The following is a 14,057-nucleotide window of genomic DNA, read 5'->3' on the forward strand; positions in this document are numbered from 1 at the left end:
CTCCCTCCCTTGGGGAGGTGTCGCGTAGCGACAGGAGGGCCCACATCCGTGCCTCCGCCCGGCCGCCCGAAGGAGGCGCTCCCTCCCTTGGGGAGGTGTCGCGTAGCGACAGGAGGGCTTACATCCGCGCCTCCGCCCGGCCGCCCGAAGGAGGCGCGTCCTCCCTTGGGGAGGTGTCGCGTAGCGACAGGAGGGCTTACCAATGAGCATAGGCCCTACCGCGCTCAGCTCGCTGCTGGTGCAGCGGCTGGACGCCGTGCTGGGAACGCAGCTCGCGCAGCAAGGCAGCACCAACACCGCGCTTCGAGATGCGGTCATTCCGCCCGGCGGTGCCGATGGCGTGCGGCCCGATCCGCAGGGACGCGGCAACGACCAGTTGGGCAATCTGACCGGACGCGAGCGCGCCGCGCTGCGGGAGGCGGCCGAACAGGCCGAGCTTGCCGCCGCGCTGCGCAGCCGCTTCGTCAGCACCGGCACCACGCCGTCCGCGCCCACCACGCTGGGCCAAACGGCCCGCGTCATCCTCACCCTGCTCGCCCAGTATCCGGAGACCGCCCCGGCCCTGGCCGGCAAGGCCCCGCTGTGGTCGGGCGACGCAAGCGCCGACACCGGCCCCGATAGCGCCGCGCAAGGACCCGGCGCGCGCCCCGGCGCCGCCGGCGCCATGCCCGGCGAGCCCCGTGCCGTGCAGCAACGCGACGACGGTACGCAGCAGGACATGGATGGCCAGAACCAGGGCGCGCCAGGGTCCGCGGGATCCGCGCGCGACCAGGCCGCCAGCGGCGCGAACAAAGCCGCGGCGGCCAACGCCGCGCTGAACGCCGCCGACGACATGGCGCAGCTTGCCAACGGCGCTCGCCCCGGCGCGGGCGCCGCCAGTTCCGGCGCACAGGGCGCGGAAGCGGCGCGCGCCGCCGCCCTGCCCCCCGGCACGCCGCAGCCCGGACCGCTGGCCCAGGCGCTGAAACAGACCATCGAAACCAGCGGCCTGTTCTACGAATCGCACCTCAGCGACGTGGCCTACGGCCAGCGCGGCGTGGCCCAACTGCGCGGCGAACCCCAGGCTGGCCTGGACGCCAGCCAGGCCCAGAACATACAGACGCCCGTTCCCAAGCAATCCATCCTGGCGGACAATCCGCGCTTCAACCTGCCCACCAGCGCCGCGCCGACGATGGCGCAGGCCGATGGGACGCCGGCCGGCGGGTCCGCGCCGACGTGGTCCGGGTCCACACCGGCGCACGCGCCGGCGGCGCCTCCGGGCATCCATCCGGACGCCACGCTACTGGTGCGCCAGCAGTTGGAGGTACTGGCCAACCAGACCCTGGCCTGGGAAGGCACGGCTTGGCCCGGCACCGGCATGTGGTGGGAGATCCGCCGCGAGCAGCGCGACGCGCAGGCCTACATGGGCGACGTCGACGAACCGGCGGCCGGCTGGGCCACCCGCCTGGTGCTGACCATGCCGCGCCTGGGCACGGTGGAGGCGAATATCTCCCTGTCCGGCCAGCGCCTGTCCCTGCAGATCGTCGCGCCCGAAAGCGAGCGCGAAATCATCGCGGGCGGCGCGGACCTGCGCAAACGCATGGAAGGCGCCGGCCTGCAATTGACGCAATTCACCATCAGCGCGCACGCGCCGGACCCGGAGCCCGCGCTATGAGCGGGCCGGGCCGCCCCAAGCGCGCATCCTCCCTCGGGGAGGAGGTCGCGCAGCGACAGGTGGGCACACTATCCCTCGCGCCGGGCCGCCCCAGGCGCGGATGCTCCCTTGGGGAAGAAGTCGCACAGCGACAGGAAGGAAGTTTATGAGCCTGCCGCCCGCCGCCGGCAACGACGAGCCTGCACGCGCCGCCGCGGTCGCGCTGTCCTATCAGGACGGCGAAACCGCGCCGCGCGTCGTGGCCAAGGGCTACGGCACCTTGGCCGACACCATCATACGTACCGCCCGCGAAAACGGCATGTACGTACACCAGTCGCCCGAACTGGTCGGGCTGCTGATGCAGGTCGACCTGGATGCGCACATACCGCCGCAGCTATACCTGGCGGTCGCCGAACTCCTGGCATGGCTTTACCGTCTGGAAGCAAGGCCCGACAAGGCGCTGCCCGGCATGCCCACTGACCGAAACGATTGATACCCACGCTGGAATTCGCCATGCCGTTGAAAGAGCCTGAATCGGACTTTCTGCTGACGCGGCCGGAGGAAATACGCTCCGCCATTTTCGAACTGACGCACCAGGACTGCACGACCCTGGTGCGCGATGCCGCCGATCGCGAAACCGCGATACTGGTGCTGGGCATCGACAAACAGACCGACCATTTCTTCTGGCGGCCGCGCGATTTCGCGGGATCGGACTTCGCCACCAACGACAGCCGCGGCTTGCGGGTGGGTACCGTGCTGCAATTCCACGGCAATGGCTACGGCGGCGTGCAAATCCACTTCCGCGTACCGCGTCCCGACCTGGTGCGCTTCGACGACGGTAGCGCCGCCTTCGTTTCCCCGCTGCCGGAACGCGTATCGCGCATCCAGCGGCGCAAGCTGTTTCGCGCCTCCATCATCGGCACGGCGGTGCGTTGCGCGGGACAGTGGCGGCCGGACCTCACGGCCAAGCCGGTACTGTTCACTATCCGCGATATATCGGTGGAAGGCATCGGCCTGCGCGTCGAGCGGCTGGCCAGCGAAATGCCCGCGGAGGGCGCCATCATGCAGGATGTCTACCTGGACTTCGGCGACTTCGGCAACATGACCACCGATCTACAGGTGCGCACGGTGATCCCGCTGTCGGGCCAGCCGCTGGCGCAGGCCTCGGACAATGAAGATCAACAGCCGCAAGCCGAGCCGCCGACCATACGGCCCAGCCTGACCATTCCGGATCCACTGACGCATATCGGCGCCGAATTCGCCGCGCTGACCGGGCGCCAGGAGGCGTGGCTGCAACAGGTGGTGTGGCGCCTGGAGAAGGCGCGCGCCAGCAGCTGACCGCGGGCGAGACAGAGCTTCGGCTCGCTCAGGAATCGGGCGAGGCGCGGCGTGGCGGGTTGGGTCGCGTGGGGGGGCCTTGCGGGTGCCCGCCGGCTCAGGCGGTGCCGGCCTGGTCGATCCAGGGCACTTCCCGCACTTCGCTCTCTTCGGCCGTGGACGGGAAGTAATGCGCGGCGATTTCCTCGGGCGGCATGGGCTTGCCCAGCAGCCAGCCCTGCACCCGATGGCATTGCAGCGCGTTCAGGATGGCGTATTGGCCTTCCGTTTCCACGCCTTCGGCGACGATTTCGCGGTTCAGCCGCCGCGACAGCTCGACGATGGTGCCGACGATGGCCTGGGCGCTGGAATCGGTTTCCAGATTGCGCACGAAAGACCGGTCGATCTTGATGGTGTCGAACGGCAGCTGCCGCAGATAGCCCAGGCTGGAATACCCGGTGCCGAAATCGTCGATGGCGATCCGCACCCCGGCGCGCCGCAGTTCGGCCAGGCGCGAGATTTCCCCGCCCTCCGCCGCGACCAGCACGCCTTCGGTGATTTCCAGCTCCAGCCGTTCGGCCTTCAGGCCGGTGCGGTCCAGGACGGCCCGTACGTCGCGCACCAGCTGGATCTTTTCCAGCTGCACCGGCGACAGGTTGACCGACAGATACCAGGGCTCCGGCCAGGTGGCCGCTTCCGCGCAGGCGGTCTCCAGCACCCAGGCGCCCAGCGGCACGATCAACTCGGTCTGTTCCGCCAGTGGGATGAATTGCATGGGCGCGACCAGCCCGCGATGCGGGTGGTTCCAGCGCAGCAATGCCTCGAAGCCCACCAGCGTGCGCGTGCCCGCGCTGTAGATGGGCTGGTAGTGGACGTAGAGCTGCCCGGTTTCCTGCATGGCCTGGCGCAGGTCTTCCTCCAGCGCCTCGGAATCCGCCACCTGCGACAGCCCCAGCACGCTCTGGCCGCTGCGGGTAATGCGCACCGCGCGCAGGATGGCCTCCGAGCGCACCAGGTGCAAGGCCAGGAATAGCAGCAGGCCCGAAGGCACCACCACGATAAGCGTCAGCAGTATCCAGTGGAATCCGGCGATCTGGGCGATGCCGGTATCCCACAGATACCAGATCGGCAACAGGCACATCGCCGCGACCAGCGCCATGGCTCCGCCACCTCCGAGCGCGCCGCGGGCGCGCCGGGAAATGAACCACGTTGTCAGCAGCACCACGCCGATGATTTCGAACTGGATTACGGCTACGACAAGCAATGTAAGAGTGTCAAGCATCGCACACCGTCAACGGCGATAACGGAAATAGTCCGAAGCGTGCCGCACGGGCAGGATTCTTGCACAAAACCGGCAAGTCTCACACCGTCAGGGACGAGATTTCCTTGTAGGCCGAAACCAGGCGGTTGCGCACCTGCACCGCCGTTTGGAATCCGACGTTGGCCTTTTGCATATCAACGATGACGTCGTTCAAGGAAACGTTGGGCGCCCCCAGTTCGAATGCCTTGGCCTGGGCCACGGCGGCATTCTGGGCGCCGGACACCCGCTTCAGCGAGCGCTGAAGCTCCGCCGCGAAACCGTCGCCTATGGCCGACGCGCCATTCGAGCCGTTCACGCCGCCGGCGCTGCCGCCTTCGGCGACCCGCACGACCTGGCGCATCTGCTCGAGCATGTTTTCTATTCCAGCCAGTCCGGCTATTGCCATGGGAAATCTATCCTTATTTGTCGGTGGCAAGAGACTACCGCCCCGGGGGCGACAGCATACGGCACAAATGAAGTCAAAAAACCCGATATTTCCCCTGCTTGGCCGGCGGGGCTTGTACCGCACAAGACATAAATGGCAAATGACGCCAAAAACCCGGGTTTTTCTTCCCTTGGGATGTGGGACCGCGCCGCCATAATCCACGCTCCGATACCCGAAGCACGTTGCATGTGTAACTTGCCCACCCCCGACATACATCCCCGGAACTCGCGCCGTCTGGCGAGCGGGGCCAGCCGATGAACCAGCAGGCCACACTGACCTCTTCCCTGATGTCCCGGTTTCCCGTGCTGGAGAAGCTGCGGAACGTTCCGAAACCGCTGCTGCTGGGCGCGGCGGCGGCGGTCATCGCGCTGATCGTCGCGGCGGTGATGTGGGGTCGCGATCCAAACTATAAGGTACTGTTCTCCAATCTGGACGACCGGGACGGCGGCGCCATCGTCACCGCCCTGAACCAGATGAACGTGCCCTACCGTTTCAACGAGACCGGCACGGCCATCCTGGTGCCGGCGGAAAAAGTCTATGACGCCCGCCTGCAGCTGGCGGGCCAGGGCCTGCCGCGCGGCGGCTCGGTCGGTTTCGAGCTGCTGGACAACACGCGCTTCGGCGCCAGCCAGTTCACCGAACAGATCAATTACCAGCGCGGGCTGGAAGGCGAGCTGGCGCGCTCGATCGAGTCGATGAACGCCGTGCAGCATGCGCGGGTGCACCTGGCCTTGCCGCGCCAGACCCTGTTCGTGCGCGACCGCCGTCCGCCGACCGCCTCGGTGGTCCTGACCTTGTACCCGGGCCGCAGCATCGGCGACTCACAGGTGTCGGCAATTTCCTGGCTGGTGGCGTCCAGCGTGCCGGACCTGACGATCAGCAATGTGTCCATCGTCGACCAGAACGGCCGCCTGCTGTCCTCGCCCACCGGTGAAGGCCGCGGCATGGATGCCGACCAGACGCGCTACGTGCGAGAGACCGAGCAACGCACGGTCGAACGCATCCTGGCGATCCTGAATCCGCTGGTCGGCCCGGGCAATGTGCACGCCCAGGCCAGCGTCGACATGGATTTCGCGCGCCGCGAGGAAACCTCGGAGGTCTACCGGCCCAACCAGGAACCGGGCCAGGCCGCCGTGCGCAGCCAGCAGACCAACGATTCGCAGCAGAACGGCGTCAATCCCGCGCAGGGCGTGCCGGGCGCATTGAGCAACGAGCCGCCGGCCAACGCCCAGGCGCCCATCGCCAACCCGCCCGCCACCCAGCAGCGTCCCGGCCAGCCCGGCGCCCAGCAACCCGGCCAGGCCGGTCAGCAACAGACGACCGCCGCCGCCGGCGCGGCCGTGCAGCAAGGGCCGTCGACCCAGCGCCGCGAGAACACCACCAATTACGAAGTCGACCGCACCATCAGCCACATCAAGCAGCCCGTGGGATCGGTCAAGCGGCTGTCCGTGGCGGTGGTGATCAACTACATGCCCGACAAGGACGGCGAACCCAAGGCCTTGCCCGAAGAGCAGTTGAACAAGCTGACCACGCTGGTCAAGGAAGCCATGGGCTATTCCGAAGCGCGTGGCGACTCCCTGAATGTGGTGAACAGCCAGTTCAACGACAGCGAACCCACGACGCCGTGGTGGAAGGATCCGTCGAACATCTCGATGGCCAAGACCGCGCTGGGCTGGCTGGTCCTGGCAATACTGGCGGTGTGGGTGTGGCGTTCGCTGGTACGGCCGATCTACGAACGGTATATGAACCCGCCGATCGATCCCGAGATCGCCGAGATCGAGCGGCAGGAAGCCCTGCGCGATGCGCAGGAGCAGGCCCGCGCCAAGGAAATGGACCGTTTCGACGACAACATGAAGCGCGCCCGCGATATGGCCAGCAAGGACCCGCGCGCGGTGGCCATGGTGCTGCGTACCTGGATGAGCAAAGATGCCAAGTGATAAACCCATCGATGGCATGACGCGCGCGGCGGTGCTGCTGATGTCGCTGGGCGAGGACGCCGCGGCGGAAGTCTTCCGCTTCCTGAGCGCGCGCGAAGTCCAGCAGGTCGGCGCCGCGATGGCCCAGCTGAAACAGGTAACGCGCGAAGACGTGGCCGAGGTGCTGGAGGAATTCCGCCAGGAATCCGACCAGTTCATCGCCGTGACCCTGGGCTCGGACGACTACATCCGCAGCGTGCTGACCAAGGCCTTGGGCAGCGACCGCGCGGCCGGCCTGATCGAGGACATCCTGGAAGCCGGCGACAGCGGCAGCGGCATCGACGCCCTGAACTGGCTGGATCCGCACATCGTGGCCGAACTGATCGGCGACGAGCATCCGCAGATCATCGCCACCATCCTCGTCCACCTCGAACGCGACCGGGCCGCCGCCGTGCTGACGCGCCTGACCGAACGCCTGCGCAACGACGTAATGCTGCGCATCGCCACCTTCGGCGGCGTGCAGCCCGCGGCCTTGTCCGAACTGACGGAAACGCTGAACGCGGTGCTGGCCGGCCAGGGCGCCAAGCGCAGCAAGATGGGCGGCGTGCGTACCGCCGCCGAGATCCTGAACATGATGAACTCCTCCGACGAGGAAAACGTCGTGGCCAGCCTGCGCGAACGCGATGCCGACCTGGCGCAGAAAATCGTCGACGAGATGTTCGTGTTCGAAAACCTGCTCGACGTCGAGGACCGCGGCATCCAGCTCATACTCAAGGAAGTCGACAACGACACCCTCATGGTGGCGCTCAAGGGCGCGGTCGAGGACCTGCGCGACAAGTTCCTGCGCAATATGTCCAGCCGCGCCGCCGAAATGCTGCGCGAGGATCTGGAGGCCCAGGGCCCCATCCGCATGTCCAAGGTCGAGGCCGAGCAGAAGAAGATCCTGCTGGTCGCGCGCCGCCTGGCCGAAAGCGGCCAGATAGTCTTGGGCGGCCAGGGAGACGACGCATATGTCTGAGCGCCGCGCCGTCCCGGCGCCGCCCGCCAGCGCGCCTTGGCAGCGCTGGCGACTGGCGTCGTTCGAGGAGCAGGACGCGGCCGCCCGCGAGCCGGAAGCGCGGCCGGACCCGGGCCCCGATCCGCGCCAGGTGCAGGAAGAAGCGCGGCGCGCCGGCCATGCCCGCGGCCTGAAGGAAGGCCGTGCCGAAGGCTACGACCTGGGCGTGGCCGAAGGCCGCGCGCGCGGCTACGAAGAAGGCCTGGCGGAAGGCCGCAAGGCGGGCCTCGCGGAAGGCCTGGCCGATGCGCGCAAGCAAGGCGCCGACGAAGCCGCGCGGCTGCGCGCGATCGCCGACGCCACGGCAACGTCCCTGGCGCAGCTGGAAGAAAAAACCGGCCAGGCCTTGATGACCCTGGCGCTGGACATCGCCCGCCAGGTCGTACGCATCACCGTCGCCAACCAATCCGACGCCCTGCTGACGGCCGTACGTGAAGTCCTGCACATGAATCCGACCGCCAGCGCTCCGCTGCGCCTGTGGCTGCACCCGCTGGACCTGGAGCTGGTCCGGCTGCACCTGGCGGAAGAACTCAAGACCGGCCACTGGCGCGTGCTGGCCGACGAATCGATCACGCGCGGCGGCTGCCGGGCGGAGACATCGCTGGGCGAAATCGACGCCACGCTGGAAACACGCTGGCGCCGCGTCGCGGCCTCGCTGGGCCGCGACATGCCGCTGGAGAGCGCCGAATGAGCGACGCCCACGCTGCCCCCACCCTGCCCGGCGTCCCCGCCGTTCCGGTGGTGGACCGCTGGGTCACGCAACTGCAGATCGGCTCCATACGCGCCAGCTCGACGGACCCGTGGCTGGCGACCGGCCGCGTGACGCGCGCCACCGGTCTGGTGCTGCAGGCCACCGGCCTGCGCCTGCCCGTGGGCGCGGTGTGCCGCATCGAGATCGCGCCGGGCCACGACCACTGGGCCGATGCCGAGGTGGTAGGCTTCGACGGCCATACGCTTTACCTGATGCCGCAGTCGGATATCTCCGGGTTGCCTCCCGGCGCGCGCGTCGTCCCCGGGGAACCGCCCTTGCAGCGCCAGATTCCCCTGCCGCGCAAGGCCATTCTGAACGGCAACGCCAAGCCCGCGCTGGGTCGTCACCTGCCGGTGGGCAACGCCCTGCTGGGACGCGTGCTGGACGGCGGCGGGCGGCCGCTGGACGATCTGGGTCCGCTGGTCGGCGCCGACGCGGCCCCCCTGTCCGCCCTGCCCATCAATCCTCTGTCGCGCGCGCCCATCGATACGGTGCTGGACGTCGGCGTGCGCGCCATCAACGGCCTGCTCACCGTCGGCCGCGGCCAGCGCATGGGCCTGTTCGCCGGTTCGGGCGTCGGCAAGAGCGTGCTGCTGGGCATGATGGCGCGCTACACCAAGGCCGACATCATCGTGGTCGGGCTGATCGGCGAACGCGGGCGCGAAGTCAAGGAATTCATCGAGCACAACCTGGGGCCCGAAGGCCTGGCGCGCTCGGTGGTGGTGGCCGCGCCCGCCGACGTGTCGCCGCTGCTGCGTCTGCAAGGCGCCGCCTACGCCACCCGCATCGCGGAACACTTCCGCGACCAGGGCCTGGATGTGCTGCTGATCATGGATTCGCTGACCCGCTATGCGATGGCGCAGCGCGAAATCGCCCTGGCCATCGGCGAGCCGCCGGCCACCAAGGGCTACCCACCGTCGGTTTTCGCGCGCCTGCCGGCCCTGGTCGAACGCGCCGGCATGGGCGCGCCCGGGCCGAATGGCAAGGCCGGCTCGATTACCGGGTTCTACACCGTATTGGCGGAAGGCGACGATCAGCAGGATCCGATCGCCGATTCCGCGCGCGCCATTCTGGACGGCCACGTCGTGCTGTCGCGCCAGCTGGCCGAAGCCGGGCATTACCCGGCCATCGACATCGAGGCTTCCATCTCGCGCGCCATGACCTCGCTGATCAGCAACGAGCAGTTCGCCGTGGTCCGGCGCTTCAAGCAGGTGGTGTCGCGCTACCAACGCAACCGCGACCTGATCGCCGTGGGGGCCTACGCGCCCGGGCACGATCTGGCGCTGGACGACGCCATTGCGCGCTATCCGCGGCTGGAAGCCTTCCTGCAGCAGAACGTCGGCGAAAACGTGGACTACACCACTGCCATCGCGCAGTTGCAGGCCACTTTACAGATGGGTGAATCGCATGCCTAGCCAACTCCCCCTGGATATGCTGATCTCGCTGGCCCAGGACAATACGGACGAAGCGGCCAAGCGGCTGGGCGGCCTGCATGTGGCGCGCAACAACGCGGAACAGCAGCTGACCATGCTGAACGACTATCGCGCCGACTATCTGCAACGCCTGCAGAATGCCATGATGAGCGGCATGTCGGCCGCCGATTGCCACAATTACCAGCGCTTCATCGCCACGCTGGACGATGCGATCGACCAGCAGCGCGCGGTCCTGGAGCAAGCCTCCACGCATCTGGAACAGGGCAAGGAGCACTGGCGTGAAGAGCGCCGCAAGCTGAATTCCTTCGACGCGCTGGCGCAGCGCCAGCAGCAAGTGCAGGCGCGCGAGGACGCGCGCCGCGAACAACGCCTGAACGACGAGTATTCCGCGCGCCTGGTCCGGCGCGGCGGAGGATTGCATTGAAGAGGACGCCGACCATGACTTCCCCGCTTGCCATGCTTGCCTTGGCCACGCCCTCCGCTCCTCCGTCCGGCCCATCGGCCTCCGGCGCGGCGACGTCCGGCGCGACGAAGCCCGCCGCGTCCGTGCCGGATAGCCGCGGCGCGCGCGACGGCAAGGACGCCTCGCGCTTTTCCGACATCATGGCGCGCCAGCGCGCCAGCCAGGACGCCGCCGCGCCCGCCGACGGCGCCCCGCGCGCGCCGGCCGACGCCGCGGCCGCCGATCCGCAGGCGACGACGCCGGCCGGTGAAGACGCGCTGGCCGACGACGGTCAGCGTGATGACGACAAGCTCGCCGCGGCGGTCGCCGCCGACGCCGCGCCGACGCTGGCGCAGCAGGCCTTGGCTATCGCCACGCTGTCGATGCAGTTGCAGGCGGCCCCGGCCAATGCGGCGGCGGGCGCCACGGATGGCCAGGCCACGGCAGCGGCCGGCGGCGCCACTGCCGCGGGCGCCCTGCTTGCCGACGCAAACGGCGTAGCGACGGCCGGCACGGACGCGGCAGGCGCCGCTCCGGCGCCGGGCGCGACGGCGCCCGCGACCGGCCCAGCCGCGGGACTGGCGACCGCACCAGCGTCCTCGGCCCCCATGCCGTCCGCGGACGGTACGCTGAACGGAGCGACGAATGCCCGCGCCGCCGCTGGCGCCGCCCATCCCGGCGCGACGGCGCATCCGGGCGCGCACGTCGCCGCCGATGCGCGTGGCGCCGCCGGCGCGGACCCGCGCGCCAACGAACAGGCGCCCGCGGCCGCCATGGCGGACACCCGCGCGGATGCCTCCGCGCCTTCGCAGGACGATGCGCTGCGTGCCGCGGCCAACCTCACGCGATCCGGCGCCGACAAGGACACGCCGGCCGACGCCGTGCCGCGCGCCAATGCCCATGCCGCGCCGACCGATATGGCGCAAGCCCTGGCCTCCACCTGGCAGGCGCCGGCGTCCGGCACTCCCCAGAGCGCCGCCGCCCCCGCCATCCACACGCCGGTCGGCCAGCCGCAATGGGGCGCCGAGCTTGGCGGCCAACTGGTCCTGATGACCCACCGCGCCGGCAACGACTCGCACACCGCCCAACTGCGCCTGGATCCGCCCGACCTGGGTCCGCTCAGCGTCACCATCAAGTTGAACAACGGCGTGGCGGAAGCTTCCTTCGTGTCGGCCCACGCGGCGGTGCGGCAGGCCGTCGAATCCGCCCTGCCGCAGCTGCAGCAAAGCCTGGCGCAGGCCGGTATCTCGCTGGGCCAGGCCAATGTCAGCGACCAGGGCGCGCAGGCCGGCTTCGGCGGCATGAACCAGGGCGGCGACCGTCCGGGACATGGCGCCGGCGGCTCCGCGCAAGCGCAGACGGATGCATCGGGCGACACGGTGCAGATCGCCGTGCCGACCGCGCGCCGCGCCGAAGCCGGACGAGTCGACACCTTCGCATGAGCGCGCGCAATCGGCCCGGGCGAACCGCGCCCGGCGGCACCCATCGAAACCCCGCGAGCAATAGGCGGAGATACCCAGTTTTCGCCCTGTTTTTCCCTTGCGTGCCGCCTGCCCAAGTCAGGCAAAATGCAAGCGAATAATCGATATCCGTTTTCCCGGTAAACCAACCACCATCCGAGATGGCGACATCCAAAACCCCCACCATGCCGCCGCGCAGCACGCTGCCTATGCGCAATAGCGGCTCGTCGCGATTCCTCCGCCCGATCATCGGCCTGCTGGTTCTGCTGATCGTCGCCGGCGCCAGCGTCGCGACGACCTGGATGATCACGACCCGGTCACAACGCAACGCGGCCAATTCCGCCGTGCAGATCAATGTGGGGCAGGCCCAGCAGCCGCCGGTTGGCGCCGCGCCGACGACTTTCGTTCCGCCGCCGCAGACGCCGCAGGCCGTGCCGGCGCCGATCTTTATCCCGATCACGCCTTTTACCGTGACGCTGCTGAGCGCCGACCGCGAGCGCATCGTGCATATCGCCATGACGCTGCGCGTGGCCGACGAGCAATCGCGCCAGCGCATCGAGAAGTACATGCCGGAAGTGCGCAGCCGCGTGCTGATGCTGCTGTCGGCGCAGACGCCGGAAAGCGTGCAGACGCCGCAAGGCAAGGTCGACCTGGCCAACGCCCTGATGAAGGCGATCAACAAGCCATTCACCCCCCTGCCTGACGGACAGTACGTCACCGACGTGCTGTTCACCGAATTCGTGGTGCAATAAGCATGGCTTACGAGGCGTTCCTATCGCAGGACGAAGTAGACGCCCTGCTGGCGGGCGTCACCGGCGAAAGCGACGGCAAGGAAACCAGCCAGGACGAACAGGACGGCGTGCGCGCCTATGACCTGAGCTCTCCGGAGCGGGTCGTGCGGCGCCGCATGCAGACGCTGGAGCTGATCAACGAGCGTTTCGCGCGGCACATGCGCAGCGTGCTGCTGAACTTCATGCGCCGCAACGCCGACATCACCGTCGGGTCGATCCGCATCCTGAAGTACTCGGATTTCGAACGCAATCTGCCCGTGCCCAGCAACCTGAACATGGTGCAGATGAAGCCGCTGCGCGGCACCGCCCTGTTCAGCTACGACCCCAACCTGGTGTTCCTGGTCATCGACAGCCTGTTCGGCGGCGACGGCCGCTACCACACCCGGGTCGAAGGCCGGGATTTCACCACCACCGAACAGCGCATCATCCGGCGCCTGCTGAACCTGACCCTGGAAAGCTACGGCAAGGCCTGGGAGGCTGTCTATCCGATCGAGTTCGAATACGTGCGGTCGGAAATGCACACGAAGTTCGCCAGCATCACCGGATCGAACGAAGTCGTGGTGGTGACCCCCTTCCATATCGAGTTCGGCGCCACGGGCGGCGATCTGAATATCTGCCTGCCCTACTCGATGATCGAACCGGTGCGGGACATCCTGACCCGGCCCCTGCAGGAAACCGCGCTGGAAGCCGTGGACCAGCGTTGGGCGCGCCAGCTGTCACGCCAGATCCGCAGCGCCGACGTCGAACTGATCGCAGAGTTCGCCCGCATCCCTTCATCGATACGCGACCTGATGAAGCTGAAGGTGGGCGACGTGCTGCCGGTCGACGTGCCGGAAATCGTGACCGCCAACATCGATGCCGTGCCCGTCATGGAATGCGGCTACGGCGTGTTCAACAACCAGTACGCGCTGCGCGTACACAAACTGCTTACACCTCTGGACCCCGAGAACGAGGCCCCCGACCATGACTGACCAGAACGCCGAGCGGCCCGATCAAAACAAACCCGCCGCGCCAAGCGACGACTGGGCCGACGCCCTGGCGGAACAGTCGCGCGCGGCCCCGCCCACGCAAGCCGACGGCCTGAAGCCGGCCGACGACTGGGCCGACGCGCTGGCCGAACAGACCGCCGCCACCGCCGCATCCACGGCCGCCGCGCCTGCCGCTCCCGCGGCGCCCGCGGCCAAGCCGGCCGGCGCATCCGTATTCAAGCCCTTGTCCGGTTCCGCCGAGAAATCCAGCGCCGACATCGACCTGATCATGGACGTGCCCGTCCAGTTGACGGTGGAACTGGGCCGCACGCGGCTGACGATCAAGAACCTGCTGCAGCTGGGGCAGGGTTCGGTCGTCGAGCTGGACGGCCTGGCCGGCGAGCCCATGGACATTTTCGTGAACGGCTACCTGATCGCCCAGGGCGAAGTCGTGGTCGTCGATGATAAGTACGGCATCCGCCTGACCGACATCATCACGCCCGCCGAACGCATCAACCGCCTGAACGGCCGCCGCTGAGCGCAG

Annotated in this window: 14 protein-coding genes; 12 read left to right on the top strand and 2 right to left on the bottom strand. The window is 68.4% G+C overall.

Annotation, left to right across the window (positions count from 1 at the left end):
• Nucleotides 1-202: 202 nt before the first annotated feature.
• From fliK to ACNA0R_RS11310, 3 genes are all read left to right on the top strand, one after another.
• Nucleotides 203-1,654 carry a flagellar hook-length control protein FliK gene (fliK, locus tag ACNA0R_RS11300; protein ID WP_415826104.1) on the top strand — a complete coding sequence of 484 codons (1,452 nt, stop codon included), beginning with the start codon at nucleotides 203-205 and terminating at the stop codon, nucleotides 1,652-1,654.
• A 145-nt stretch (nucleotides 1,655-1,799) separates the two neighbouring features.
• Nucleotides 1,800-2,126 (top strand): EscU/YscU/HrcU family type III secretion system export apparatus switch protein, encoded by a 327-nt coding sequence (locus tag ACNA0R_RS11305; RefSeq protein ID WP_415826105.1) that lies wholly within the window; start codon nucleotides 1,800-1,802, stop codon nucleotides 2,124-2,126.
• 20 nt (nucleotides 2,127-2,146) lie between these two features.
• Complete coding sequence (locus ACNA0R_RS11310) at nucleotides 2,147-2,971, top strand: flagellar brake protein (protein WP_415826106.1); 825 nt, start codon at nucleotides 2,147-2,149, stop codon at nucleotides 2,969-2,971.
• Nucleotides 2,972-3,068: 97 nt separating this feature from the next.
• On the opposite strand, the gene ACNA0R_RS11315 is transcribed toward ACNA0R_RS11310, so the two are convergent.
• Together ACNA0R_RS11315 and fliE are read right to left on the bottom strand one after the other, a co-directional pair.
• On the bottom strand, nucleotides 3,069-4,232 hold the full coding sequence (locus ACNA0R_RS11315; RefSeq protein WP_415826107.1) for a putative bifunctional diguanylate cyclase/phosphodiesterase: 1,164 nt from the start codon (nucleotides 4,230-4,232) through the stop codon (nucleotides 3,069-3,071).
• A gap of 79 nt (nucleotides 4,233-4,311) precedes the next feature.
• Nucleotides 4,312-4,656 (bottom strand): flagellar hook-basal body complex protein FliE, encoded by a 345-nt coding sequence (fliE, locus tag ACNA0R_RS11320; protein ID WP_415826108.1) that lies wholly within the window; start codon nucleotides 4,654-4,656, stop codon nucleotides 4,312-4,314.
• A gap of 293 nt (nucleotides 4,657-4,949) precedes the next feature.
• Between fliE and fliF the strand changes: the two genes are divergently transcribed.
• From fliF to fliN, 9 genes are all read left to right on the top strand, one after another.
• Nucleotides 4,950-6,632 carry a flagellar basal-body MS-ring/collar protein FliF gene (gene fliF, locus ACNA0R_RS11325; RefSeq protein ID WP_415826109.1) on the top strand — a complete coding sequence of 561 codons (1,683 nt, stop codon included), beginning with the start codon at nucleotides 4,950-4,952 and terminating at the stop codon, nucleotides 6,630-6,632.
• On the top strand, nucleotides 6,622-7,629 hold the full coding sequence (fliG, locus tag ACNA0R_RS11330) for a flagellar motor switch protein FliG (RefSeq protein ID WP_415826110.1): 1,008 nt from the start codon (nucleotides 6,622-6,624) through the stop codon (nucleotides 7,627-7,629). Before fliF ends, fliG begins: the two co-directional genes overlap by 11 nt.
• Nucleotides 7,622-8,359, top strand: a complete 738-nt coding sequence (fliH, locus tag ACNA0R_RS11335) for a flagellar assembly protein FliH (protein WP_415826111.1) — start codon at nucleotides 7,622-7,624, stop codon at nucleotides 8,357-8,359. The genes fliG and fliH overlap by 8 nt, the downstream gene beginning before the upstream one ends.
• Nucleotides 8,356-9,834 carry a flagellar protein export ATPase FliI gene (gene fliI, locus ACNA0R_RS11340; protein ID WP_415826112.1) on the top strand — a complete coding sequence of 493 codons (1,479 nt, stop codon included), beginning with the start codon at nucleotides 8,356-8,358 and terminating at the stop codon, nucleotides 9,832-9,834. Before fliH ends, fliI begins: the two co-directional genes overlap by 4 nt.
• Complete coding sequence (gene fliJ, locus ACNA0R_RS11345) at nucleotides 9,827-10,276, top strand: flagellar export protein FliJ (RefSeq protein WP_415826113.1); 450 nt, start codon at nucleotides 9,827-9,829, stop codon at nucleotides 10,274-10,276. Before fliI ends, fliJ begins: the two co-directional genes overlap by 8 nt.
• A gap of 14 nt (nucleotides 10,277-10,290) precedes the next feature.
• The gene (locus tag ACNA0R_RS11350) at nucleotides 10,291-11,736 is read left to right on the top strand and encodes a flagellar hook-length control protein FliK (RefSeq protein ID WP_415826114.1); all 1,446 of its coding nucleotides are present in this window, start codon (nucleotides 10,291-10,293) and stop codon (nucleotides 11,734-11,736) included.
• A gap of 179 nt (nucleotides 11,737-11,915) precedes the next feature.
• Nucleotides 11,916-12,506 carry a flagellar basal body-associated FliL family protein gene (locus tag ACNA0R_RS11355; RefSeq protein ID WP_415826115.1) on the top strand — a complete coding sequence of 197 codons (591 nt, stop codon included), beginning with the start codon at nucleotides 11,916-11,918 and terminating at the stop codon, nucleotides 12,504-12,506.
• A 2-nt stretch (nucleotides 12,507-12,508) separates the two neighbouring features.
• A complete protein-coding gene (fliM, locus tag ACNA0R_RS11360) occupies nucleotides 12,509-13,516 on the top strand; it encodes a flagellar motor switch protein FliM (protein ID WP_415826116.1) in 1,008 nt (335 codons plus the stop codon).
• Nucleotides 13,509-14,051 carry a flagellar motor switch protein FliN gene (gene fliN / locus ACNA0R_RS11365; protein WP_415826117.1) on the top strand — a complete coding sequence of 181 codons (543 nt, stop codon included), beginning with the start codon at nucleotides 13,509-13,511 and terminating at the stop codon, nucleotides 14,049-14,051. The genes fliM and fliN overlap by 8 nt, the downstream gene beginning before the upstream one ends.
• The last annotated feature ends 6 nt before the right edge of the window (nucleotides 14,052-14,057 follow it).

The sequence above is a fragment of the Bordetella sputigena genome (genome assembly GCF_965137885.1).
GTDB lineage: Bacteria > Pseudomonadota > Gammaproteobacteria > Burkholderiales > Burkholderiaceae_B > Bordetella_C > Bordetella_C sputigena.

Bases quoted from the DNA above. Each gene is read 5' to 3' on its own strand.
- fliM (WP_415826116.1), top strand. From the start codon at position 12,509: ATGGCTTACGAGGCGTTCCTATCGCAGGACGAAGTAGACGCCCTGCTG.
- fliE (WP_415826108.1), bottom strand. From the start codon at position 4,656: ATGGCAATAGCCGGACTGGCTGGAATAGAAAACATGCTCGAGCAGATG.
- ACNA0R_RS11310 (WP_415826106.1), top strand. From the start codon at position 2,147: ATGCCGTTGAAAGAGCCTGAATCGGACTTTCTGCTGACGCGGCCGGAG.
- fliH (WP_415826111.1), top strand. From the start codon at position 7,622: ATGTCTGAGCGCCGCGCCGTCCCGGCGCCGCCCGCCAGCGCGCCTTGG.
- fliI (WP_415826112.1), top strand. From the start codon at position 8,356: ATGAGCGACGCCCACGCTGCCCCCACCCTGCCCGGCGTCCCCGCCGTT.
- ACNA0R_RS11305 (WP_415826105.1), top strand. From the start codon at position 1,800: ATGAGCCTGCCGCCCGCCGCCGGCAACGACGAGCCTGCACGCGCCGCC.
- ACNA0R_RS11355 (WP_415826115.1), top strand. From the start codon at position 11,916: ATGGCGACATCCAAAACCCCCACCATGCCGCCGCGCAGCACGCTGCCT.
- fliF (WP_415826109.1), top strand. From the start codon at position 4,950: ATGAACCAGCAGGCCACACTGACCTCTTCCCTGATGTCCCGGTTTCCC.
- ACNA0R_RS11315 (WP_415826107.1), bottom strand. From the start codon at position 4,232: ATGCTTGACACTCTTACATTGCTTGTCGTAGCCGTAATCCAGTTCGAA.
- fliG (WP_415826110.1), top strand. From the start codon at position 6,622: ATGCCAAGTGATAAACCCATCGATGGCATGACGCGCGCGGCGGTGCTG.
- fliK (WP_415826104.1), top strand. From the start codon at position 203: ATGAGCATAGGCCCTACCGCGCTCAGCTCGCTGCTGGTGCAGCGGCTG.
- ACNA0R_RS11350 (WP_415826114.1), top strand. From the start codon at position 10,291: ATGACTTCCCCGCTTGCCATGCTTGCCTTGGCCACGCCCTCCGCTCCT.
- fliJ (WP_415826113.1), top strand. From the start codon at position 9,827: ATGCCTAGCCAACTCCCCCTGGATATGCTGATCTCGCTGGCCCAGGAC.
- fliN (WP_415826117.1), top strand. From the start codon at position 13,509: ATGACTGACCAGAACGCCGAGCGGCCCGATCAAAACAAACCCGCCGCG.